At 52.2% G+C, this 22,744-nt stretch carries 22 protein-coding genes; 12 read left to right on the top strand and 10 right to left on the bottom strand.

Annotation, left to right across the window (positions count from 1 at the left end):
- Genes ACLQ8T_RS16685 through ACLQ8T_RS16650 form a run of 8 tightly spaced genes read right to left on the bottom strand, consistent with a single transcriptional unit; the run spans position 1 to position 5,806 of the window.
- Positions 1-432: a TadE/TadG family type IV pilus assembly protein gene (locus ACLQ8T_RS16685; protein WP_413456447.1), complete on the bottom strand. Its 432-nt coding sequence runs from the start codon at positions 430-432 to the stop codon at positions 1-3.
- A complete protein-coding gene (locus ACLQ8T_RS16680) occupies positions 429-824 on the bottom strand; it encodes a TadE/TadG family type IV pilus assembly protein (RefSeq protein WP_413456446.1) in 396 nt (131 codons plus the stop codon). Before ACLQ8T_RS16680 ends, ACLQ8T_RS16685 begins: the two co-directional genes overlap by 4 nt.
- 6 nt (positions 825-830) lie before the next feature.
- On the bottom strand, positions 831-1,058 hold the full coding sequence (locus tag ACLQ8T_RS16675) for a hypothetical protein (RefSeq protein WP_413456445.1): 228 nt from the start codon (positions 1,056-1,058) through the stop codon (positions 831-833).
- A gap of 12 nt (positions 1,059-1,070) precedes the next feature.
- Positions 1,071-1,961, bottom strand: a complete 891-nt coding sequence (locus tag ACLQ8T_RS16670; protein ID WP_413456444.1) for a type II secretion system F family protein — start codon at positions 1,959-1,961, stop codon at positions 1,071-1,073.
- Complete coding sequence (locus ACLQ8T_RS16665; protein WP_413456443.1) at positions 1,958-2,815, bottom strand: type II secretion system F family protein; 858 nt, start codon at positions 2,813-2,815, stop codon at positions 1,958-1,960. Before ACLQ8T_RS16665 ends, ACLQ8T_RS16670 begins: the two co-directional genes overlap by 4 nt.
- Positions 2,815-4,323 carry a CpaF family protein gene (locus ACLQ8T_RS16660; protein WP_413456442.1) on the bottom strand — a complete coding sequence of 503 codons (1,509 nt, stop codon included), beginning with the start codon at positions 4,321-4,323 and terminating at the stop codon, positions 2,815-2,817. Before ACLQ8T_RS16660 ends, ACLQ8T_RS16665 begins: the two co-directional genes overlap by 1 nt.
- Positions 4,313-5,122, bottom strand: a complete 810-nt coding sequence (locus tag ACLQ8T_RS16655) for a hypothetical protein (protein WP_413456441.1) — start codon at positions 5,120-5,122, stop codon at positions 4,313-4,315. The genes ACLQ8T_RS16660 and ACLQ8T_RS16655 overlap by 11 nt, the downstream gene beginning before the upstream one ends.
- A gap of 6 nt (positions 5,123-5,128) precedes the next feature.
- The gene (locus ACLQ8T_RS16650; protein ID WP_413456440.1) at positions 5,129-5,806 is read right to left on the bottom strand and encodes an SAF domain-containing protein; all 678 of its coding nucleotides are present in this window, start codon (positions 5,804-5,806) and stop codon (positions 5,129-5,131) included.
- Between the two features lie 1,131 nt (positions 5,807-6,937).
- Between ACLQ8T_RS16650 and ACLQ8T_RS16645 the strand changes: the two genes are divergently transcribed.
- Both ACLQ8T_RS16645 and ACLQ8T_RS16640 read left to right on the top strand, forming a co-directional pair.
- The gene (locus tag ACLQ8T_RS16645; protein WP_413456439.1) at positions 6,938-7,879 is read left to right on the top strand and encodes a ParA family protein; all 942 of its coding nucleotides are present in this window, start codon (positions 6,938-6,940) and stop codon (positions 7,877-7,879) included.
- Entirely contained in the window at positions 7,872-8,447 is a 576-nt protein-coding gene (locus tag ACLQ8T_RS16640) for a hypothetical protein (RefSeq protein ID WP_413456438.1), read from the top strand. The genes ACLQ8T_RS16645 and ACLQ8T_RS16640 overlap by 8 nt, the downstream gene beginning before the upstream one ends.
- A gap of 9 nt (positions 8,448-8,456) precedes the next feature.
- On the opposite strand, the gene ACLQ8T_RS16635 is transcribed toward ACLQ8T_RS16640, so the two are convergent.
- Both ACLQ8T_RS16635 and ACLQ8T_RS16630 read right to left on the bottom strand, forming a co-directional pair.
- Positions 8,457-9,341 carry a replication protein RepA gene (locus tag ACLQ8T_RS16635; protein WP_413456437.1) on the bottom strand — a complete coding sequence of 295 codons (885 nt, stop codon included), beginning with the start codon at positions 9,339-9,341 and terminating at the stop codon, positions 8,457-8,459.
- Between the two features lie 321 nt (positions 9,342-9,662).
- Positions 9,663-10,448 (bottom strand): hypothetical protein, encoded by a 786-nt coding sequence (locus tag ACLQ8T_RS16630; RefSeq protein ID WP_413456524.1) that lies wholly within the window; start codon positions 10,446-10,448, stop codon positions 9,663-9,665.
- A gap of 225 nt (positions 10,449-10,673) precedes the next feature.
- Here ACLQ8T_RS16630 and ACLQ8T_RS16625 point away from each other — a divergent pair, with 225 nt between their 5' ends.
- The 10 genes from ACLQ8T_RS16625 to ACLQ8T_RS16580 all read left to right on the top strand — a co-directional run bounded on the left by ACLQ8T_RS16625 (position 10,674) and on the right by ACLQ8T_RS16580 (position 22,743).
- Positions 10,674-10,925: a hypothetical protein gene (locus ACLQ8T_RS16625; protein WP_413456523.1), complete on the top strand. Its 252-nt coding sequence runs from the start codon at positions 10,674-10,676 to the stop codon at positions 10,923-10,925.
- Positions 10,922-11,917: a conjugal transfer protein gene (locus ACLQ8T_RS16620; protein ID WP_413456522.1), complete on the top strand. Its 996-nt coding sequence runs from the start codon at positions 10,922-10,924 to the stop codon at positions 11,915-11,917. The genes ACLQ8T_RS16625 and ACLQ8T_RS16620 overlap by 4 nt, the downstream gene beginning before the upstream one ends.
- Complete coding sequence (locus ACLQ8T_RS16615) at positions 11,914-12,246, top strand: hypothetical protein (protein WP_133834577.1); 333 nt, start codon at positions 11,914-11,916, stop codon at positions 12,244-12,246. Before ACLQ8T_RS16620 ends, ACLQ8T_RS16615 begins: the two co-directional genes overlap by 4 nt.
- A 9-nt stretch (positions 12,247-12,255) precedes the next feature.
- Positions 12,256-12,816 carry a hypothetical protein gene (locus tag ACLQ8T_RS16610; RefSeq protein WP_388025525.1) on the top strand — a complete coding sequence of 187 codons (561 nt, stop codon included), beginning with the start codon at positions 12,256-12,258 and terminating at the stop codon, positions 12,814-12,816.
- Between the two features lie 14 nt (positions 12,817-12,830).
- Complete coding sequence (locus ACLQ8T_RS16605; RefSeq protein ID WP_413456521.1) at positions 12,831-15,335, top strand: ATP-binding protein; 2,505 nt, start codon at positions 12,831-12,833, stop codon at positions 15,333-15,335.
- A 1-nt stretch (position 15,336) separates the two neighbouring features.
- Positions 15,337-17,457, top strand: coding sequence for a hypothetical protein (locus ACLQ8T_RS16600; RefSeq protein ID WP_413456520.1), 2,121 nt, complete (start codon positions 15,337-15,339; stop codon positions 17,455-17,457).
- Positions 17,454-19,100 carry a M23 family metallopeptidase gene (locus ACLQ8T_RS16595; protein WP_413456519.1) on the top strand — a complete coding sequence of 549 codons (1,647 nt, stop codon included), beginning with the start codon at positions 17,454-17,456 and terminating at the stop codon, positions 19,098-19,100. Before ACLQ8T_RS16600 ends, ACLQ8T_RS16595 begins: the two co-directional genes overlap by 4 nt.
- Positions 19,093-19,698 carry a hypothetical protein gene (locus ACLQ8T_RS16590; RefSeq protein ID WP_413456518.1) on the top strand — a complete coding sequence of 202 codons (606 nt, stop codon included), beginning with the start codon at positions 19,093-19,095 and terminating at the stop codon, positions 19,696-19,698. Before ACLQ8T_RS16595 ends, ACLQ8T_RS16590 begins: the two co-directional genes overlap by 8 nt.
- 543 nt (positions 19,699-20,241) lie before the next feature.
- Positions 20,242-22,446, top strand: a complete 2,205-nt coding sequence (locus tag ACLQ8T_RS16585) for a hypothetical protein (RefSeq protein WP_413456517.1) — start codon at positions 20,242-20,244, stop codon at positions 22,444-22,446.
- 12 nt (positions 22,447-22,458) lie between these two features.
- Positions 22,459-22,743 (top strand): hypothetical protein, encoded by a 285-nt coding sequence (locus ACLQ8T_RS16580; protein WP_413456516.1) that lies wholly within the window; start codon positions 22,459-22,461, stop codon positions 22,741-22,743.
- The last annotated feature ends 1 nt before the right edge of the window (position 22,744 follow it).

Genomic DNA, 22,744 nt, shown 5'->3' with positions numbered 1-22,744 from the left:
TTACCTTTCTCGGAATGAATCGACGGGGGACGTACCGTGTGCTGTAGTGCTTTTAATGCCTGGAATAGCGGAAATCTTGATTCCAGAAAAGACAACGTCACATGTCACAGTTGCATCAACTCTGCCGAAGTTAGTGCCAGATGCTTGGAATCTTGAGGTGTCCACGTCAACATCAATCGAATCGCAATTGACTGAACCTTGTGTCATTACACGGGTGGCTGCTTGTATCCCCGCGGCTTTACCAGAATTCGAGGTGCGAGCAAGTGATGCATCACGAGCAGCTGCATTAGCTGCAGATTGCACGGCCTGTTTCGCAGACCCCATAACGCCTGCATAAAGGATGAGCATGAAAAATAGGAAAATCATCGGTATTGCAAAGAAAGCACTGACTGATTGGCTGCCGCGTTCGGAATTCTTGAAAAGATCTTTCATCGTGCAATGATCCTTTCCGTCGGGCCAGACACTTCCTGGTCTATTTTCCATCCGTCATGAAACGGAATCATGGAGTCAGAACGAGCACGGACGCTGACTCGAACTTCGGTTGCGCTTCGGGTCACCGTAACTGCATCAGACGGGAGTTCCATCTGATATCTGGCTAGTAGCTCATTAGCAGCGCGGCGGCCGTCTGCGGCCGTAGAGCCCTCATATCGGGCGACGTTGTAAGCGGCCGCCGCGACTGCATGAGCTTTTTGATCAGCGTTGACCACTAATCCGAATTCGATGGCTCCAAAAATCAGCACTAAGAGGATTGGGAGAAAGGCGAACCCTCCAACGTTGGAGCTCCCTTTCTCACAACGCCACTGATTCTTGGGTGCATGAATCATTGTGGTTTACCACCAAGCGCTTTGATTGATCTTTTCCATCCATTCCTGGGCTTTGCCAGTCATGAAGGAAATTGCAACAGCTGCCACAATTACAGCGATCCAGATCCAGCTGAAATTGGAGGTATCGTTGCTGCCTCGTTCGTTGCGCGGAGCAACACTTTTGAGCTGTGAGGTCATGAAAGCTACAGCCGTCAATGTTGCCAGAACTGCCTTATCTGCGATTGTCTTGCGCATTGTTATTTCCTTTCAAAAAGGGGAATTAGAGATATTGATAAAGAGTGCGGTGAGGATCATTCCTAGGAAGACCATCACGATTGCCTGCACGCGTCTTGAAATCTTGTTGCTTACTAGGTTGGCTTGTTCGTGCTCTTCCGCAAGGGCTCTCATTCTGAGATTCTTGCCTGAAGCGCGTAGTGCTTCATAGATCCTGGCTCCGTCCTTTCCGCTTAGTCGTACAATTCTTGCTGCCTCCGAGAGTTCCGGGACTTGAATCTCGTTAGCCAATTCTTCAAGTGCATCCCATACCTGCTGCTGTTGGTATTGAGCTCTGGTGAGAACTTGCCTGATTCGAGCGAAGACCCACGAATCGTTACTGATTGTAGAAGCGCTAGTGACTGCTGCCGTGACATGGGCCCCACGTCGTACCTCAGTAGCGACGAGCTCGATGAAGCTTCCTACACCACGGCCGAACTCTTTACGAGCATGGTGTGCCATGGTGCGGGCTCGACGGTCCGGCACAGCTTGTCCCATCATAAAAGCGACGACCACGAGCAAAGGAAACATGGTGTTTTCAATGCCAGCTATAGATAAGAGAATTGCTCCAAAGCTTGCAATTCCGGCAATCCCAAAGCCGTATATCATTTTCTGGAAAGAATGATCTAGCTCCGTGCGTCCAATGAGTTGCAAGTCTTCTTTGGAGACCTTTGGGGTCATTGGAACCGGTGGAAGTTTCATGCCCCAAAGCCCAATCTTGCTCTTCCAGTCGACTGGGGCCAATTTAGATTCTTTGTCAATGAGAACTTCGGAACCGAAATTATCCATAGCTACTGCCAATTTTGGTTTCGCAGTAAATAGAGGCGCAGCCAATAGAGCAACTGCTAGTCCAATGAGGGCACCGCCAAGAATGATGAGTATCATTTGGTTGTCCTTCCTAAGAGTCGCGCTGCACGGTATGGCTTAGCCAGCTGGTACATCCCGTACACGATGTAGCAAAGCAGCGCTACCCACACTAGATACAGGATCTGACCTGTTGTAGTTTTATAGGGCTCTGAAACCATCGGCATAAAGGGCATGATGGCGAGCATGACTGCCACGCCCACGATGATGATCCGGATATCTGAGCGGGTCTTGGAGCGATCTGTATCGATTTGGTGACGTGCTTTGATTTCGTCATGCACGCTTTCAGCGATGTTCTCCAGGGCGGTGCTTAGACCCGCTCCCCTTTGTTCAGCAGCAAGCATGAGATTCATGATGATGATGTCAGCTGTTGGGTCGTCGATTTCATCAGCAAATGATTCGAGGGCATCTTTCAGCATCCACCCGCCTTCAAGTCGAGCAATGAGGCGTTTCACCATTGGGCGGATGGATTCTGCAGCACTTGAAAGCGAAGCCTTCAACGCGGTTTCTAGCGCAGTTCCAACCCCGATGAGACCCGAAAGCGAACGTGTCCAAGCTTCCAGGGCCTCCAGTCGTTCCATCACCAGCCGATCAGCGCGGTTCGAGAAAAGTGCTGGGATTGTAAGAACAGCGAGCGGAAAGAGAATAAGAGCAGGGAACCAACGGGTAAAGATGCAAAGGATGACCGCTGCGCCGAATGCAGCAGCGGTACGGACTTTCTCAGCTTTCGAGAATTTCGTGTTCACCCACTGGAAACGCGCCGGAACTGCTACCGTCTTGAGCTTCTTTTTAGGCTGAAGCAGCAAATATGAGACCGCTAACCCAAGGCTTGTAATCAGGAGGAAAACCCCAAGGGGGAGCATCATTTGTTGCATTAGAATCCCCTCCTCAGAACTTCTTCTTTCAAACCGTGACGCGCGAGTCGGCGGCGCATGCGTGAATCGCTTGGAAGGCGAAGAAACTTCGCGTGTTCGTCGTTTTCCTCTTCATCGAGGTGAAAGAGGTCCAGGGTAGTCACTCCATGAGTTTCGTGTGGCAGTACTTCAGTAATATGGGTTACTTTTCGAAGTTTGCTTCCGTCTTCCTGCTCTACACGGTTGAGCTGCACGATGAAATCGATATGACGGGCGATCTGGCGCTTGGCATATTCTTCGGAGTATTCCTGGCTAGCGAGGCCCACGAGGGCTTCTACGCAATCTTCAGGATCTTCAGCATGTGCAGTTGAAAGACTTCCCGCTCCGGTTTGCATGGCTCGAATCATGGGACCAATTTCGTCACCGCGGACTTCACCCACGATGAATCGGAAAGCATTTAGACGCAGCGCTTTACGGCTGGCGGCCCACATGGAATATTCGCCGGCGCCACCGGCCTCGCCTGCGGGACGATACTGAAGCGAAATTGGGGAAACAGCGCGGCCAGATAGGTGATGGAGATGAAGTTCTCGTTCCATCTCCATGGTGATCACTGGTTCGTAGGGGTCGAATTCATTGACGACTGCTCGCAACATGGTAGTTTTTCCATCACCCGCATAGCCGCTGAAAACTACCGAACGTTTCGCAGCAATCACTGCACGGAGGAAGTGTGCTGCGGACTCGGTAAGGTTTCCCATTTGCACCATTTCGTCAAGAGTGATGTTGAGGAATCGGTGAACGCGCAACACGATTACGGGCCGCGTCGTCACAGGCTTTGTGACAGCCGCAAGGCGGACCATTTCCATGAGATCGGCGTCCACGTCTGGGTGGGCCTGGTCGAAGGGGCGGGCTTCTTCTTCTTTACGGTTGAGGAGAAATTGAACATCGTCAACCAGCACACGGTCGCTTGGCGCAATAGGCGGTTGGCGGCGCATTTCGCCCCCGGCGTGCTCTGTCCATACTTCGTCACACCCATTCACGGTGATGTTTTCTACGGTTTCATCATCAACATATTTCTGGAATGGCCCCAATCCGAACATGTAGTCACGCAGAGTACGTTCAACTTCTTCTTGCGTGCGTGCGCTCCAGCTGCCTTCTTGGCCGTGGGTCCGGATCTGGAGTTTGACGTGATCAAGTACCACCTGCTTAATGTGCTGGCGTCCCATTTGCTCGCGGGCGTCGTTATCGAGGTCCGGGCGCTCCATCAGCTTCTGGGATTGAAGCTCTGCTGCTTGGCTGCGCAGATGCTGAATGGTTTCCCAATATTCTTCGCTCTCTTCCGAGAACTCTTGGGAGCCTTCTACACGGGCTTCACTTTGAATTTTCGCCGCACGGCGCCCGCTCTGTCCTGCATTGAGATGTTCTTTCACTGAAGTGGGCACTTTGAGTGATGGCTGCGCCGTCAATTCAGAAGCGAAAAATGGCAGAGAGCGGAGATCCTGGTCAGAGTCGCTAGTAATGTTATCCGGCATCGCTTTCCTCCTGGATCAGTTCTCTTGTCTTATCAAGATCTTTGAAGATCTTGGCTCGCAGTGCACGGATAGCTGACATGTAGCTGTCACGCATGATCATTCGTTTCGAGCTAGGTTCGCCTTGTGAAAAGACTGCGGCTTGCTTGGGAGCAAATGGAATTTCCCCAGAAATCCCCATGTTGAGGAACTTCTTGACTTCCCGCGTGCTAGAGCCGCCTACAGCTGGCTGGTACAAAACAGCAGAAGAGGAGTCGCCCCTCCCTACTGCATCGCGAAGAGGTTCTATGGACTTTTTCCCATAGTCGAGAGCAGCAAGTGCGGAGAATGTAGGTTGCAGACCATACAACATAACGTCTGAACGTTCAGCCAAAGCAATTCGGCGGTCTTTGCTTCCCGTCCAACGCCCAAGATCAACGATCACGTCGTAGCCGGAGGCTTCAAAAGCTGTCAGTTCCTCCGCGAGCTCTCCCCACATGGTGGTGATACCGTGGCCAGCTTCCGGGTTTGAAATCGCAGGTAGGAGTAGATTCTCGGTTCCCTCATCTTCTCCCGTGCTGGTTAGTGGCACGCATGATCCCAGGATGGATTCCCGGTCAACAGAGCTCATGGCAGAAATTTCCGCTAACGTGCTGAGTCCCCGCTTACCTGATATCTGACATTGCATGTAGCCAGCAATCACAGATGATGGCTTAGAAATGTCTGCTTCTACCAAGAGGACTGGCTTTGGCCATTCAACTGCCAGGGCCACCGCTGTTGTCGTTATTCCCGGGGACGTACCGATGCTGGTGAGCGTGACCATAGCCATTTACTTTTCACCGTCCAACACGATGCCCACCAGACCAGATGAACTCCAGGTAACGATCTGTGGTGCATCAGCCTTCTTCACTCGAATATCTACGATGAAGTTGCTGTTACCTTCTGCATCTTCGCTGGCAGTCGGATACCTCTCTATGACAGCTGCAACGGTTTTGAGAGTCTCATCGCCAGTAAGCTGTTCTCCTGATGGGGTGTGAACTACACGAACTTTGTCACCAGGCACCAGTTCGCGCCCTGGCATGTTGGCAGGCTTCAGGCCTAATCCCACGATGCTCATGTCCTCAGGAACCGGCATTGCAGATGCAAACGAACCCTCGACAACAGGTGTGCCGGCGAGCAGATTTGTCTGAGCCTTAGTACCCACGACATCACTTTGACGATTGATATCGATGTATTGTGGCTGCTCCCCCTCCACCGACAGCGAAGTGAGGTCCTCCTGCTTGATAGTTTGTCCGCGAAAAACGTCATTCTTGACCGTCAGAATCTGGTGGCTTCCGGTAGACCTCGTTCCCACCCAGGCTAAAGATGCACCGAGGACAGCCATGGCCAATACAGCGGCGACAAAGCCTTTACGGCGCGACGGCAACTTAGGGTTCTTACCGCGATGGGGAAGACCCGCATGCATCTGCTTCTTCTGGGTCTCTTCGCTGGTGACTTCAGTAGTCACTGGGATTCTCCTCTTTATGGATGATCTGACAAGAAAACGGTAGCACTGCCTAGATTTTAAATCTAGGCTTATTGGTCATGAGCACAAGGAAAAGTCATGATGGGATCATGCCGCGCAAAATAGATACAGGCCTCCCTGCAGATCTCCAATTCGCAATTGATGCCTTTGGGTCCGCGGCACGAGTGCAACTGATCAGGGACCTCCAGCGGCGAGGCCCCGCTTCCATTCCCATGCTTGCTGGACGCCTGGATCTAAACGAGCACACCGTAAGGGCCAACCTAAGGGCACTAGAAGCAGCAGGCGCCGTCAAAGGGGACATACCACCAGAGCTTCGAGGAAGCACCGCAGTAACGTACCAGGCGCAACGATCTCGATGCGCCGAGTTACTCATGATCCTTCGAACAAACATCCTCTTACTCCCGTCGGACTGACTGATACTTACAGGTAGCCCAGTGCTGACAGAAAACCTGCCATAGAATTTTCCTTTACCTCATTCTCCCCCAGTTTGCTGCCCGAAATTCCTGCGAACCCACGCCATACCCTGCATCCCTCATAGGATCACCCGCCCGACATGGGCAAAGATTGACGACCTGGAATCACAAAACGGCAGATATAACCGCACCCACTCGAATAACTGATGCCGGCCTTGAGCCAAAGCACCCTGGAGCCCCAAAAGCATCCCCGGGCCGCAGGTTATATACATATGAACGCAACTAGTTAGGCAACTATTTGCACAACTAGGTAAATGAAGATTTTCTTACCTAGTTATCCACATCGTGATGATCATAAGTATCCGCCTAGTTGCCTCAGTGCGGCCTGGCGCGCAGGGACAGTAATCCCCATTGGAGGCATGCTGATCGGTAGATTGAGGCCAACAGTGCCCGCTGGCTTCGTTTCAACCATCAACTACAGGGCAGCTAGTAGACCACATAGATAACACGTTACTTACTACATAGTTATGAAACTATGATCTTCATTGTCATGTTACCTAGTTACTTACCTAATGCATGAACAGTTGTGTACATAGATATGTACATAGATATGAAATTACTCCCGAACCAGTTAGCCCACTGTTGAATTACCTATGAATAGTGTTATGATCTTCAAGTCAGATCATCTCTTGGAGGAAGCATGTCTAGCTCTTTTTCTCTCGCTGGAACCAGCCCGCAAATCACGCAGATCGCTCGCGCCGTAGTCTTCGGTATTGACAAGGGTGGGGTCGGTAAAACCTCTTGCTCATGCAACGTCGCTGGTCAGGCTGCAGCCGCTGGATACAAGACGCTCATTATCGATCTTGATCCCGTAGGTGCCATGCACAACGACCTTGGTTACGACAAAGAGGATGGGGCGCGACTGTTTGATGCACTTCGCAAGGGGCACCCTTTGCCTGTCATCAAGGACGTTCGCCCAAATCTGGATGTAGTTCCAGGCGGAGCGGAACTTCGAGACCTACAAGGAATCTTATTCTCCAGGGGCCAGGCTCCAATGGAGGCCTTCGCTTCACTTTTGTCGGCTAGCTTGGGTGCAATTGCCGAGCCTTACGACCTGATCATCATTGATACCCCGCCTGGTGATCCATGGATCACCGAAGGTGCCCTCTGTGTGGCTTCAGCATTAGTGATCCCGGCTCGACCAGATGATGGCACACTTGACGCCGTTGAAAACACCGCCAAGAAATTCATGCGTGCCCGTCATTTCAACCCCGACCTTCGACTAGCAGGGGCCGTAATGTTCGGCATCGGTGGGGCAAGTCGCCGCATTGCACGTCAGACACGGGAACGCCTCACTGAATCACTGGGGGAGGCAGCACCGGTCTTCGAGACCCGCATTCGCTACATGGAAACTGCAGCTGTTGATTCACGTCGCCGGGGAATGCTCATCCATGAGCTTTCACCCGCTGTTGAGGAATCGGTCAAACAGCGCTTCGCTGCCTTCAAGAACGGTGAAGCTGTCGAGGAGGATAAAGCGCTACTAGCCACAGATGTTGGGAACTTGGCAAAGGAATACACGGCCTTAACACGTGAAATTTTTGCCCGTCTGTTGGAAATTGAAGCCGAGGTTAGCAATGACTAGGAAAAATTTGGGCGGCATGTTTGAACCAGGCGCTTCAGAGGACCCTGCAGATTCACTAAAAGGGTTTCTGCCACCAAAACCAACCAAACGCAAGGCACCACCACTAGCGGATCGCGCAGTCCAGGAAGAGGTTCTGAGGGAAGTCGAGGTGGAAGCTGCCGCGGGTACACCGTCTTCCCGGAAGCGCAATGTGAAGCAGCCGCACTCGTCGGTCTATTTGCCGGCCAATGTATATAAGGCCCTGCGCAAAGAATCTCTCGCGGCGTCGCAGAGTTATACAGAACTACTTTTCCGTGCACTTAGTCGAGTCTCAAAAGAAAAGTTGGCGTCTTGCTTTGGGGGAGTAGTAGCTTCTGGCCTGCCCGAAGGGATGCCTGGCGCCGCTCCTTTGCGTAAGCGCCGTGGCGGGGGAGAGGGAGGCACACAGATACAGCTGCGCTTGACTTCGGACCAAGTTGCATGGATCGACGATGTCTACTGCGCGGAAGTGGGCGCACCAACTCGCAGTGCACTTATTTCATCCCTCTTCGCTTTGGATTTGAAAGTTGATGTCCCACAGTATTTGTAATTCATCGCTCTAATAGGTAAGTACCTTAGCGGCCCGGTTCAGGCGCAAGCCTTGGACTTGGGCCGCTACTGCGTTGTGGGGGAAGAAGATCTGCACTTCTCGTAAGTGCGCGAGAAATTTTGCTTTGAACTGGCGCTGATGTTTGTACTCAGAGCCGAATTGGGCTTCTAGCTGAGACCAAGTGACAGTAGTCGGCTTCGACAGGTTTCGTAACCGGTAGGAAAGCCATACATACAGATCCAGCCTCATTGCCGATCCCGCGAGCTCTCTCAATATCTGAGGGTGTAGTTTGACGGGAGATTTGATGGCTTCCTCATAGAACTGCTCTGACAGGGTAATCGTTGACCCCAGAAGCTGTTCCTGGTTGGGTACGTCCTTGGCCGAGAACCAGAGGTCATAACGAGATGCAATGTGGAAATTTTCTCCGGTGATATTCCATCTGGACTTCTGGTCACGAACATCTTCGATATTGATATTGGCGACGGCTAGCCGGTGCAGCTGATCTAAAACTCGCCGGCCGGAAGCACCGGATCCATTCATCCCTAGAGTGGCGAGGAATTGAGTCAGTGAGTCACCCAGATAGAGCTGTCGCGACCGCGTGCGATAAGCCTCAGTAGTCATCCAGGTCATCAAATACCGGGGGATCACTCCGTATGGGTAGAGGCGTTGACGTGACCCGTCCTGAGCAGTCACCTGACCCGGCGTGAGAGTAAGGGTGAGGGCATTGTTTCGCCGGACCCATTCTTGGGCGTCTTTGGGGTCTTTATAGGGCAATGAGAGCTGCGCCATGATTCGTGAAGCGTAGTGCCCTGAGAAAAGTTCTCCCTCAAGGTCACAGGCCAAATCAACTAGCCGAAGCTGGCGGTTGGTCATAAGCTCTGCTGCAGTTGACATGATGCGAAGTACTTTCTGTGGATAGAGCAAGTTATCCACGTGCAATCGGTGACGCCCGTATTTCAGTGGGTGTGGATATTTATTTGGGGGAGTTAATCCGCGTGATTCCAGGGATGCAGCACGTGCAATCGGTGACACTTCAACTCAGTGAGGGAAGTTTTCCACGTGCAATCGGTGACGCTTAACCACGTGCAATCGGTGACGCCTGATCTATGTTTTGCCTAGTCAGTTCCGTCAAATTGAGAGGCCCATTTAAGTTAATTAACATGGGGGATTCTCATAAGTAGGGGCACCCGGTTCTGTGGATTCGTGGATAACGGTTCACATCAGTGATCCTCGCTCGACACCAGCACTTGCTAGACGACGTGCTAGCCGTCGTTTGAGGACTGAGATCTTATCGCTGAGTTCGGAGCTGCTCATTGCCAGCTCATCGGCAAGCTTGTGGCGTTCTTTCGTAGTAGCCGATGTGTACTGTCCGAGGAGCTTAGCTTCGCTGACGCTTAAGGCATGAGTCTTGACTGACCACTCAAGTACGCGCATGACCTCAATCCATGGCGATCCAATGCTTTCTTCATGAGGACGGCACTCCATGGGATGAGCTTCCATAGCGGCACTAGTGCAGCTTTCAGAATGAATTGATTCTGCGATTTCGAAATCACCATAGGTTTGCTCTGCCATGATCTGCGGCAGCTTCGCGCTGACTGACCGGGTGATTCTTTTCAGCATTTCCATTTGCAGATTTCCAGTCACGGAGGAGGTCCTCTGGAGCGGATATGTCTTGATGGTTTCCCATAAAGCATGGACTGCGATGGTCAGCGCTTCGTCTTGCTGCCCAATACTCTTCAGGTACCGCAGTCCTTTGCAGGTGCGTGCAGCGTTGACAGCCATGCCCTGGAAGTAATGCAGCAATGCTCTTTCGACTGTGCTGTTGCCACTCACAGCGTCCTGGAGGCAGTCATGCAAAGTCGCCTGTTCGCTACTAGAGAGAAAAGCCAGATACTCGTCTCCAGTGATAAACCCGGCGGTGCCATGGTCGGCCTTTTCATGCGCGTGCTGCGCTTCCCATTCCAAGTTCAAGCGAGTGTTGATTCGGGTGATAGTACCCATGTGGATCACGTCCTTTCGTCATGATCCACGCTCCTCAGCGCCCCTAGATTCGAATCTGGATCACTCTGGATCCCAGCCATCAAGCTGCACTCTTCTGACTTGTAATTCCTGATCCTGACTTGGGTCTTCTTGCAGTGAAAAAAATTTTGAAAATCATTTGACCGCTTTTGGTATTTCAGGGGGCTGTCTATAGGCAGAACTAGAAAATCTCGACAGGGGACCTCAATGAAAGATCAGGCTAGAGATGCCTCAGAGCATGCTAATTCGCCCTCTCTTGAGGACAATCTCCACTCCTTCTTTCAGCACAGCGAAGTGGTCATCAACGCCGAAGAGAGCTTAGAGAAACGAGTTGCCGATGTCTTAGAAAGCCCATTCAGCTCAGAGGCAGCAGAGGAACTGGCACGGTTCCTGATGTCAGATGAAATGAAGCTCGGCCGAGAAGCAGCCGAATACATCCGAGAGGAGGGAAGACCATGAAAACCCAACGCAAAGCGAAGAAACCAAACGCTGGAATTTTCGCTCGGTTCAAGCGCGAGAAGAACTCAACCGATGGTGTAGCGAACCAGCAGGCTTCGGAAGTTATCCAAGGTGAACCTTGGACTCAGGGGCACAGCATCTCAAACAAGATGGTGTCAGGTCTGATTGTGGTCGGTCTATTGGCCTATCCATTCGTGTCATACCAAATCTCTGAAGGTATGTCCCCACCGGCTGCAGCTCAGGTAGTTGAGCAGAAGCCAGGAGTACCACCTGCCCTAGCTCAACAAGCGCAGTCGATAGCCCAAGGTTTCGTTACTTCCTGGTTGACCGCGACTAAGGACGATGCCTCACGGCTATCCCGCTATACACAGACCACCAGTCTTCGACTTCCCAAAAAGGGCTCGGAGATCAGAGAAGTTAGTGTGTCTGAACTTGGGCTCGTTAACGAATCGACGTTCCGAGTCACTGTTTCGGTTGAAGTAAAAGACCCGTCAGGACAATGGCAGCCAAGGGCATTTGACGTGCTGCTCATCACCGCAGGGAACCAAGAATTATCGATTCTCGGGTTTCCTAGCGAAAGGGCGCACCCCGCTGCCAAAAGCAAGAAATTCGAAGGCTACTCAAAAGACCTCTCGGCTAATAAGGCCGTCACGAGCTCAGTCGAAGGATTTCTGCAGTCCTATCTCAGCGGCAGCGGAGACCTCACACGCTTCGTTTCCCCAGGCACAACCATTACTCCCATCTCTCCAGCCCCTTACTCTTCCGCACGCATCGAGTATGTGGTCGGAGACAAAGAACCAGGAGAGAAGGCCACTGATGGGGATCTAATACACGTCAACGCGCGCATGCTGCTGACAAACAAAACCACCGAGACTCTCGGGGATTTCCAACTGACCCTCACGGCACGAGCCGGCCGATGGGAAGTTTCCACTCTTGGGCTTGACGAAACCTTCGCTAAGGCCCAGACACCACGAAAGGAACCAAAGCAATGAATCTCAACGAACTGAACGGTGCTCTGACATCCAACATTGTCGTCGGCAACGTTTTTGAAACCGTGAACTCCCTGTTCAACCAGGGCAAAGGAACAATCATCATCGGCGTGGGTGTGATCATCATCCTCATCTGCGGCGTCGTGTTCTGGCAGTCCAAGGGGTCTTGGGGCAAGACGCTCAGCGCCATGGTCTTGGGAGGTGTCATCGGCTGGTATGTCGTTGGCGGGTACTCAACCATTCAGGAAGAAGTGGAGGGCACCGTGCCTTCTGCAGCGCATTCTGTGTCCATCACCCACGCAACAGATGACCCTTCAGGTTCCTTGGGCTAAGGCCACGTCATGTCAGAAGAATCTCCTCGGATAGTCACACGCTTTTACCGGGTTGTCCGTATCCCGATTATGATCGGGCGCCTTCCCAGCGGTGAAAAGATCATCGGCGGACCCTATACGGCAGCTCAGATCGTGACAGTCGCTGCGGTCAGCATGTTGCTCTATAAAAGCTACGCGCTGTGGCGGACTGACTCCCTCGGGATCAACCTGCTTCTCGCAGCTGGACTAGTCCTCGGCTCAGGAATTCTGGCAGGAAAGCTCGAAAAGCTCGATGGCAACCCTTTCGTACAGTTCGATGGGTTCTCCGGCGCAATCAACTCCCGGTACTTCAGCCGGCAGGGGACATACCGCGGGAAACCCTTGAAATTCGATAAGCCGGCTCGGGCACGGGCACGCACCGTGCTCATCAACAGCAGCACTACCTCTCTCTATCAAGAGCTTGTGCCCGAACCGGCCCCTATCTCATTGCCGGAACCTACCCCGCCGGAAGTACAACAGTCAGCTTCGCAGTCACCCATACAAGCTTCCAGCGCATTGAAGCATCTTCTGGCTCAAACCGGCACCCACTAAAAGGAGTCTCAATCATGTCTAGGCGTATCCTCCCCTATACCGATCTCACTGAGAATCTTGCATTCACAGATACTGGTACCGTCTGGGCTACTTGGCGGTTAGAACCGCAGAAATATGGATACGCACCCTTCAAGAAGCGCTCCATGATCAAAAAGCTTCATGAGGACCTGTTCCAGAGCCTCCGCGGCGAATCAATGCTCATGGGCATCACGGCATCGCTTGACCCTTCAGCAATGGTCGAAGCAATGATCGAAGGCGTCGACCCAGAGCAGTGTCCGCACTGGTTCCATGAAGTCGCTAAAACCCTTGAATCATGGAATGACATCGAGTTCGGCACTCGTACTTTCTGGCTTTCCATTCCGTTGAAGTCTTCTTCCTTCAAAGAGACACTGCGTCGTCACGGCACTGTCCTGCGTCGGAAGTTCCACGACGCCCTAGCCCTTCCTGGTATGTCCCCGGACCTGAAACTTTTAGAATCCAGCAGCTTGTCGAGTACACAAGCGTTGAAAAACCTCCCGACGATGTTCCGTGCTCGGCCGGCCACCCCAGAGGAACATGTCTGGCTGGCACTTCACCATATGCAGAGAGGCCTGTATTTAGACGAAGCTATCGGCCTGCATGGTCATGACAAATCCTTGGTTGAGGGCCAGGCACAGATCATTCCTGAACCTTGGATGGATCAGGGAGCGCAAACTGATCCGCGTGAAGAGAACAAAGACCGTATCTTCCGTCGTCGTTACATCAAAGTGGCAGCCAGCACCGAGCCTTCATACCAACAGGTCCTGGCTATCCGCTCGATGCCGCTCGGTGGATTCGAATTCCCTGGCGGCGAGTGGATGAGCGCCATTGACCAACTCTCGTTCCCAGTGGATTGGGTATGGCGATTCACCACGATCGATGCGCGTGAAGCAAAGAAACAGAATGCAACTAACGAATCACGCCTGAACGATCAGCGTGATCAGAGAACAGACGAATCGGTTACGGGTTCTAATGCTGAGCTCGATGTCCACCAGCGTGATTTGCAGTTGTACCAGCAAGCCCTGAGCCGCAATGAAAAAGAAGTCTCCATAACGCCGACAGTACTTTTGGCCGTCGGTGGTTCTTCAGCAGAGGAAGTAACGTCCTACGGTAAGCAGATCATCGACTTCTACAAGCAGATGGAAGTCGGCGTCGAGGCCCCTTTGCCAAAGCTCATGGAAGAGCTGTGGAAGTCCATGATGATCGGCACCCCGATGACTCCAATTGTCAAAGAATATGCGTTGCCACCCACCACCAGTTATGACCTGTCAGCATCAATCCCTATCGCTTCTGACTCATTGGGAGCTGAACGTGGACCAATGCTGGGAATCAATACCACTGGCGGACGGCGTACTCCCGTTTTGCACGATATCGAAAGCGCCGTGATGGGTAATAAGTCTGGTTGTTTCGCTGTCGTCGCAGAACTCGGTGCCGGTAAAACCTTGACGCTCAAGAAGATCACAGCATTCGTTGCGGAACGTGGTGGACGTTATCTGGTGATCGATAAATCAGCGACTCATGAGTGGCTTTCCGTAGCTGGTGCATTAGATAAAAAGGGCATCCCAAGCACCGCAATCAACCTAGTTGAACCAGAGTATTCTCTGGATCCTCTACGTGTTTTCGGTGTTGAAGAAGGCGCCTCACATGTGGAGTCCCTAGCTGCCATGTTGATGAACATCTCTCCCTCAGACGAAATGGGGATCGTCCTCAACGAAATGCTCAATCCGGTTCATCTTGAAGAGCACGGGATCGATTCATTAGGAAAGCTCGTCGAATTCCTCCAGAGAGAAACAGATGATCCTGAACAGCGGAGATTGGGACGTACCATGCAGGCCTTCTCGAAGAAGAAGCAGGGCCGGGTCTTATTCGACGAGACATTGCCACCGCTCAACAAAGATGCGCGAGGAATCGTATTTTGTACCTACGGTCTGGAACTTCCGTCTCCTGAAGAGCTCAGCCAAGGTTTCCTCTTCAAACAGCTCAGCTTGGAGAAAATCTACGGTCGGGCTTTGTATGCGCTCATCGCTAGGATCGCTCACCAGGTGTGCTTTGAAGACGACTCGGATCTAGCTCTTTTCATGGCTTCAGAGGCCCACCACCTCACCAGCAATCCTCAGGGACTTGAAATCGTTAACTCCTTCCTCCGCGAGGGGCGAAAGGCCAAAGCTGTTCTTGGGATGGATTCACACGATCCAGTCGAGTTCGGAGACAAACGCGGACTCATCCCGTTCCGTATCTTGATGCGCCACACCGATGAAGAAGAAGCGAAGAAGGGCCTAGCTTTTCTTGGACTTGATCCCGACGACGAGGAAAAAGTGGAGAAAGTGCGCGGATTCTCGCCCCAACAAGCCGACGGAAAAATCGTTCCTGGGCGAGAAGGCGAAGCGATGATTATCGACCAGTCAGGTAACCACGGGGAAATAAAGGTCACTCTGCCAGCAGATCCTGAGATCGCTGCAGCCATCCTCACCACCCCACAAGCAGCACGAATCGGAGGCTAGAATGAAGCGCCTCTACATGCTTTTCAGTTTTGCGCTCCTTTTAGCCATCAGCAGCGTAGCAATCGGCGCGCCTTCGTCCTTAGCCGCGACGGCTCCTTCATATTCGACAGCAGCTACAAGTGAGGATTCTCCGCTCAGTACCCCAGCTGAGGGGGAGATCCCTGCCGACCCTATGAGCTCGCTGAAAGACTCACAAGGCGTACCAGCAGAAAAGTATCTCACTACTCCCGTCGACCGCGGAGATATTTGGCACCCGCGCCATGTCATCGACGGTTGGTTTATTGATCTGTTGTGGGGTCCCTACACGGGGTCCTTCAAAACGATGATGTGGTTGATCCACTTTGTCTTCTCGTTCACATGGGTCGATTGGCTAATTTCCCCTGTCAAGGGGATTTCCGACAACATCTCTGCAGTCGTGTCTCCCATCAAATCCAGCTACATCGGATTCGCCATGGCGCTTTCAGGCGCCGTTTACGGTATTGCTCTGATGCGAGGCAAGGCCGGAAGCGCATTGATGAATATCGCCGTAACGATCGGAATACTCGTACTTCTGATGGGCTCATTGTCTAATCCGATGAACTCAGTATTCGGTACTGATGGAGCGTTCGATAAGTTCCGGAACGCAGGTAACGAAGTAGCCATCACCATCGCTACTAACGGAGAGCAAAATTCTGATAATCTCACGGCAAATCAAGTCATCACAGATTCAGTAGGAAGCAAACTCACTGACGTGATGCTCCGAGAACCTCTGCAATATGTAGCATTCGGTAAAACCCTCGATGGGAAATGTGCGGAAACCTTCACTCAAAAGATCCAGGAAGTAACTACTGGAGACGGTGCTGACACCCGCGTTCGTGATGCCATTTCTAAATGCGACCCACAGGCCAAAGCCTATTTAGAGACTCCGAACGGCACTCTGGACGTGATGGCTGGATCAGTCATGATGCTCTCGGGGATGCTAATTTTCGTGATCGTTTTCTTTGCCATTCTGGCCGGCGCGGTCCTGTTTCTTGCATGGCGCACGTGTGTTCTGCTGTATCAGCTGCTCATCGGTTTGTTGCCTGGAGGCGAACGAGGCGGCCTTTGGGAATGCCTGGTCATGGTCCTCTACGGACTGTTCCTCACTGGGTTCGCCCTCGCGCTCTTTGTCATTGTCCTTCTCGCGATCGTCGGCTTCCTAGATTTCCTGGCACCTCTGGGACGCAACAAATTCACGGTCGTGATGATCTTCACCGTTGTTTCAGCTGTTCTGTTGTTCAAATACCGTTCGTGGTTGGTAACAAGAGCTAAAAAGCTAGCTGAGCGGATGAAGAACACTCTCGGAGACCGTGGAGGCCAAAGCCAGCCAGTAAACGTTGGCGGCGCTATCTCTAAAGTGCGCAGTGCCGCTCACACGGTTTCAAATGTCGCATCCGCGAGGACTATGTCCCGCAACGCTCGATCAGCTGCCCAAAATTCTGATGCTCAGGTGTATAAAGAAGCCCCATCAAAAATGCCTCAAGACGCTCCTGCGGGCACAGGGCAAACTAACGAGCGTCGATCTCAAAGTAACGCACGGGGAAAAGTAAAAGCGGCAGCATTGCTAGCTGCCAAACGCGTACCTGGCGTAGGCACTGCAGTCACTGCAGCAACTGTGGCAGGAAAGGCTGCAAGCAAGGTGGGTAAAACAGTTAGCGCTGCTAAAACGCACGTATCTTCAGGACAGCTGAAGACTGACCTGAAGCAGCGAAAAGTAGACCGCTATCAAGGCCGTGAGGAGCGTTTTGAAAATAGCAAGAACCGTAAGCAAGAACGTGTCCAGCGATCGATGGATCGTGTCGACCGTAAACTGACCGCTGCTCAGCGAAAGGATGCTCAACGTCCTGGCACTCCATCAACTCCAGAAAAGATGGAGAAGCTGACCAACAAGATGGCTGCAAAGACAACGAAATCAGCTCAAGTTGCTAAGCATATGCCGAAACGGCGTGAGCGCGTTCAGGCCAAGCTAGCAACGGCTCAGAAGGCACGTGATACTGCAGCACAGGTTGTATCGAAGCATAAAGCCAACGAAGAACTTCTGAAACAACGAGCTGAGCAACGTCGTGCTGCTCATACTCCCGAGCCTGTGAAAGTCAGCAGATGACCAATAACAGTGCTAAAAAAACCGGTGCTGGTCTTGGTATAGGGTGTCTCCTCATCGCCATCTTGTTGGCAGGGTCAGCACTTATTCTCCCGGTTGTGATGGTGGCCGGCTTCAGCGGAGCAGCCAAGAATGGGTCGGGGACGAACAATGACAATGGGCTCCAGTGCCAGGTTGGGGATGGGCCGAATGTAGTGAGCCCGGATCAGGTTTACACTGGCGAATGGCTCAACCCGCTCAAAGGGAAACTCACCTCGTCGTATGGTGGCCGAGTACACCCGGTTCTAGGCATATTTCAAGTACATTCTGGGCAGGACATTTCGGCACCAGATGGCACCCCAATTTTGGCTGCGGCTGATGGCGTTGTCTCAATTGCAGGCAAATCGACTGGCGGAAATTCCGGTTATATGGTCGCGATTGACCATGGGGGTGGGGTCCAAAGCCGATATGTACATTCGTGGCCCAAGGGTATTCATGTCAAGGTCGGCGAGAAGGTCCAAAAGGGACAGCACATTTCTGATGTGGGAGCTTCAGGCAACGCCACTGGCCCGCATCTACATTTCGAGATTCGTATTAACGGGCAGCCGACTCCTCCCGTCCCATGGATGAAGAAGAAGGGGGTGAATCTTGGGATTGACGAGACACAACAGGTCCAGACAGTTAATAATCAAGAAGAAAATCCAGATTCACCCAAGCAAGAAATTCCAGAGACTGGTGGAGGTTTGGCAGGGACATACCGACGTGCTGATGGGCAAAAATATGTGGCCGATGAGAAACAAGCAAAAAACCTTGCAGGAGTGATCAGCGCCGTTCGAAAGCTCAAAGGAAATGACCGGGCTGTGGTGATCACGTTGATGACCGTACTGCAGGAATCTAAGGGAAAAATTCTAGCGAATACTACAGTTCCCGAATCGTTAGGGTACCCAATCGATGGGTCCGGTCATGATCATGATTCAGTAGGGCTGTTCCAGCAGCGTCCATCACAGGGATGGGGGCCGGTGAAGAGCTTAATGCAGGTGGAGTACTCCACTGAACAATTCATCAAGCGACTCTTCGCGATAAAGAATTGGGAACAGATTGGCCTTGGGGAAGCTGCCCAGGCAGTTCAGGTCAGCAAATTCCCTGATCTGTATGACAATTGGGAACCCGTAGCTACACAGATGCTCAAAGGTGCACCTGGTGGAGAAGCGCCGATCAACACCGAGTGCCCAGCGATGGGTGCAACAACATCACTCGCTGCGGGTTCAACAGCAGATCTCACCGAAGTACGCAGTGCTTTAGTCGATGCCGCGAAAGAAGGCCTAGGCGGATCTCATGTCCGAGGGGGACGAGAATTCAAAAAATGGGACGATGATGGCTTTGTCTACTGGGCAACTCAGAAAGCAGAGATCCGCGGGGTTCCATATGTCGACCCGTGGGCGGCCGGCCGCCAAACAGATGACTTAGCCCCCGGAGATCTCATCGTCATGGGCAAGGTTGCTCAAGGGAAATGGGACCAGGTTGGAATCATGATCGATCAAGAAACAATGGTGACCGTAACTAATAAAGGAACAATCGAGGTGCCGCTGCCAAAGAATCCGGTCGGCTATAGCCTAATACCTGAGTCGGCGACCCCAATCGTTGAGGAGGTTGAAGGCCATGAATAAGCGAGGATGGATTATTGCCCTAAGCGCAGTTGTAGCTCTCCTGCTTGTCTGGCTAGTAGCTCCTAAAGATCACTCACAGCAGTCAGAACCTTCTATGACCTGGGAAGTGGAATCACCAGCTCCCCAAGCAGATCCCACCAATCCGATTACTCCTCAAATCACGATGACGATTCACGGTTTTGTCGAGGGATACTACTCCTGGTCCTACCAAGATTCCTCGGCGGATGCTTGGATCGGCCGCGCAGCTAAATGGTGCTCCAGTCACTACGCCAAAAAAATCCTGAAGACCTACGGCCAAGGAGATGGCGGCAGCGCCTGGACCGAAATCCAAGAGACTCGGCAAGTATCTTCTGCTCAAAATTTAGAAATCTCTCAGTTGAGTCTGACCGACGACAAAGCAGAATTCTTGGTCTCTTTCGATCATGTCACCCAATCAGCAAAAGGCGACGGGTACCGTGCTGCCAACAAAGTAATCGAACTCGTCAACACACGTGAAGGGTGGCTAGTCAATAGTTGGGTTGACTTCTCCGACGGACCAAAATTTGTTGACGAAGTCGCTCCAACAGATTCACCTGACGATCGATATTTCATTGGATAACCACTTTCCCGCATAGCTTCGAAACGCAACAAAGGCGCCCTCTTGGAAGAGGGCGCCTTACTTATTGTTCTGCCTAGGAGCAAGCATCTATACAAACTCGCAGTACTCATAAGCCAGCAACTATGTGCATAACAGTGATGGAAATAGTGAACTACCTAGATGACGAATTAGGTAAGACCTACGTCAAGTCCTAGAGACATGACGATGTTCATAGCTTGGCTTCGGCTCCCACCGATCTAACTAAAATCACAGTTGGGATCGCAGTAAACCCATTAGTGGAGCAACTAGGTAAGTAGATATGGATGCAACTAATGGCATCCACGAGAACACTCTGACCAAGCGGCCTTTAGTCGAAAAGTAACCTGTTTCGCCAGCAAGAAACGAGCCGGCAGATCATCTCGTGCTGGGGAGGGAAACCATGCCTGAAACCTGGCAGGATACCTTGATTTTCTTCTCTAACTCCCTTGGCTGGTGCTGATTCATCGAATCAAAGAACCTCTACGAGAACCTAGTTTCGATGATATCACACCATGTCAAGTAGGAGTGCTGGAAATTCCAGATTTCCTCGTCTTTCACATGACCGATTTCGAAGTGCGCAAGGGCTATCCCCTGAGCATGAGAAATCAAATGTCATCCATGGCGCTGGAAACGCCGGACGAGTTCGCTCTCCTACCTCCACGTCGATATCTATTCGCCCAGGGAATGCTCGCCCTTGTCATCGCATCTCTAGCGGGGTGGGCCGTCGCAGAGATCCTTGGGTATTCGATCAACGCAACTCTTGCCTTCAGCCTTTTGGGCATAGTTGTTGTTGGCGCGTCCGTTCTTCATGGGAGGCGCCGCCGCAAAGACCGCATCATGGACGAGCTCGTACTGAGAACTTACGACGCGCTCGGTGCTAAACGAATTGACCGGAAACTGATCCGCTGCGATAAATGGACACGCTCGCTTTTGCCCAAACCAGCTGCGCTGCTTTTCCATCACAATCCAGTGACCTGGGACGGCAAACCTTTAGGACAGACCAGAGCAAATCTGGTGATCGGACTTGCTCTTAAACCAATACTGCAAAAGTTGTTTCCAGCCATGGCCATCAAAATCGAGCCAGGGCCGCAGCCCTTCACGTTAGTGGCTTCATTGCAAGACGTTGAGACTGAGCAAGAAGGTACCAGCGAGGAATCAGCCGATACCCGAGCACAGCTCGTTGCCTCCGAATTGTTCAAGGATCCTATGGAAGTCGAAACCACGGCGGACCCTGACGGAGTTGAAGAAGTGACTGTGAAGCATCACCAGGGTACTGATTTCGCCATGGCAGCGCGGCGCAACAGGGTCGAGAGAATTTTCAATACCCGTGTCCCGGGGCATTGGCGCGCTCATTGGGACACCGTGGGAGATGTCGTCGTATTCAAACAACGCAAGGAGCTACCTTCGATGGTGAAAGTCGACGTCAGCTCCTTCAAGCCGATCCTCACGCATTCCCAGTACACGGCTTTTGAAGTGCCTATCGCTGCAGCTGAAAATAACTTGGTCGTTACTTGGCGTCCCTACTTGCAATCGCACGCACTGATTGTTGGCCCCACAGGATCAGGAAAAACCGTGATCCTGCACAACATGGCTATCGCATGCTCGCATGCAGGGCTTCGTGCGTGGGTTGTTGATGGAAAGCGCGTTGAGTTCCTTGGGTTCCGCTGGTGGCCCAACGTTGAGTTCATCGCGGCCAAGGTTCCGCATCAGATCAAGCTAATCCATGATGCCAAAAAGCTGATGGATGAGCGATATGACCTGATCGAAGACGGCAAGGCCTCGTTGGATGACTTCGAACCGCTGATCCTTATCATCGATGAAGTTGCTTCACTGGTGAAGCGCATTGAAAGCTGGTGGGCTGAGCAAGGCTACAAGGGCAAACCGCCTGTCAAAGAATGGCTCTCAGATCTCGGACGTCTGGCACGAACAGCCAAAATTCACCTGGTACTCGGCTTGCAGCGTCCCGACGTCGAATTCCTAAACGGCGAAATGCGCTCAAATTTCGGTGCTCGATACTCCGTTGGCCGTTTGGATCCTCAGGGCGCGATGATGATGTGGGAAAACGCCGCTGTCGGAACGACTGTGGCACGCAGCAAGAAGGGTCGAGGATTCGCCACAACTTTGGATGGCGATGTGGTTGAATCTCAGTTCATCTACGCACCGAATCCAGATCCTGTCGCGCCAGGGTTTGACCCAGCATTCGTTACAGCCGTGAAGCCTTCTCAAACCCGGTGGGGTATCAAACACATCGAAGATGTGCCGGACATTCAGATCGACATCGACGGCAAAGAGCAGCCTTCATTGCTGGACGATTATCTGGACGCGAAGATTATCGATGGACCGCATCCGAATTGGGTCAAGCATGAAGAAGGAGAAGGCCCTGCTGAGAACGCGGATAAAACCCCTGAGGCAGTCGAAGAAACAGAGATCCTCGAATCCTGGCTGCCTGACGATGACAGCGTTTCGGATAGTGAAGATGACGATGAGAGCTTCGGAGGATTCTCCGATCAAACAATCTCCGTTGAACCTGCGAAACTCGAACCTGGCGACCTCGTTGAAATTGACGAAGACCTAGAACTTTGGGGCGTTGTTGAAGATGTACTCATTGATGAAGTGGGAGCGCAAATCGACTATCGCGCCATGAGCACCGGCGAGCCGGAAATGCTTGCTCTAGAACCAAGCGACAAGGTTCGGACACGTAAACCCGTTGACCCAGTAGTTGAAGACTAGGAGCAGCTCGCCATGGACAACAACAATGAAATGGATGCGCCAATCGCGATAATCGCGGTAATCAGCCTTGTGGGAATGATTGGAGTCGGATCACTGTTGGCCGGTGTTTTCACTCCAGTACGAGATTGGTTGCTGGAGAAGAAGATTGTAGTGACAGCTCAGGAAGCATTGGTGTCCATCGACCAATGGGGGATTGGTCTTGATCTTCCTCGAATAGTGCTCACTGGCGCCGTGCTTCTAGGTGCGCTCGCTCTTCTCATCTCTGCCGGTGCACGTCGTCGCAAAGGGGAAAAATAGC

It is taken from the genome of Glutamicibacter sp. FR1, from assembly GCF_047300825.1.
Lineage (GTDB): Bacteria > Actinomycetota > Actinomycetes > Actinomycetales > Micrococcaceae > Glutamicibacter > Glutamicibacter nicotianae.
The sequence above is the reverse complement of the archived record's forward strand: the minus strand, read 5'-3'. Positions and strand labels throughout refer to the sequence as shown.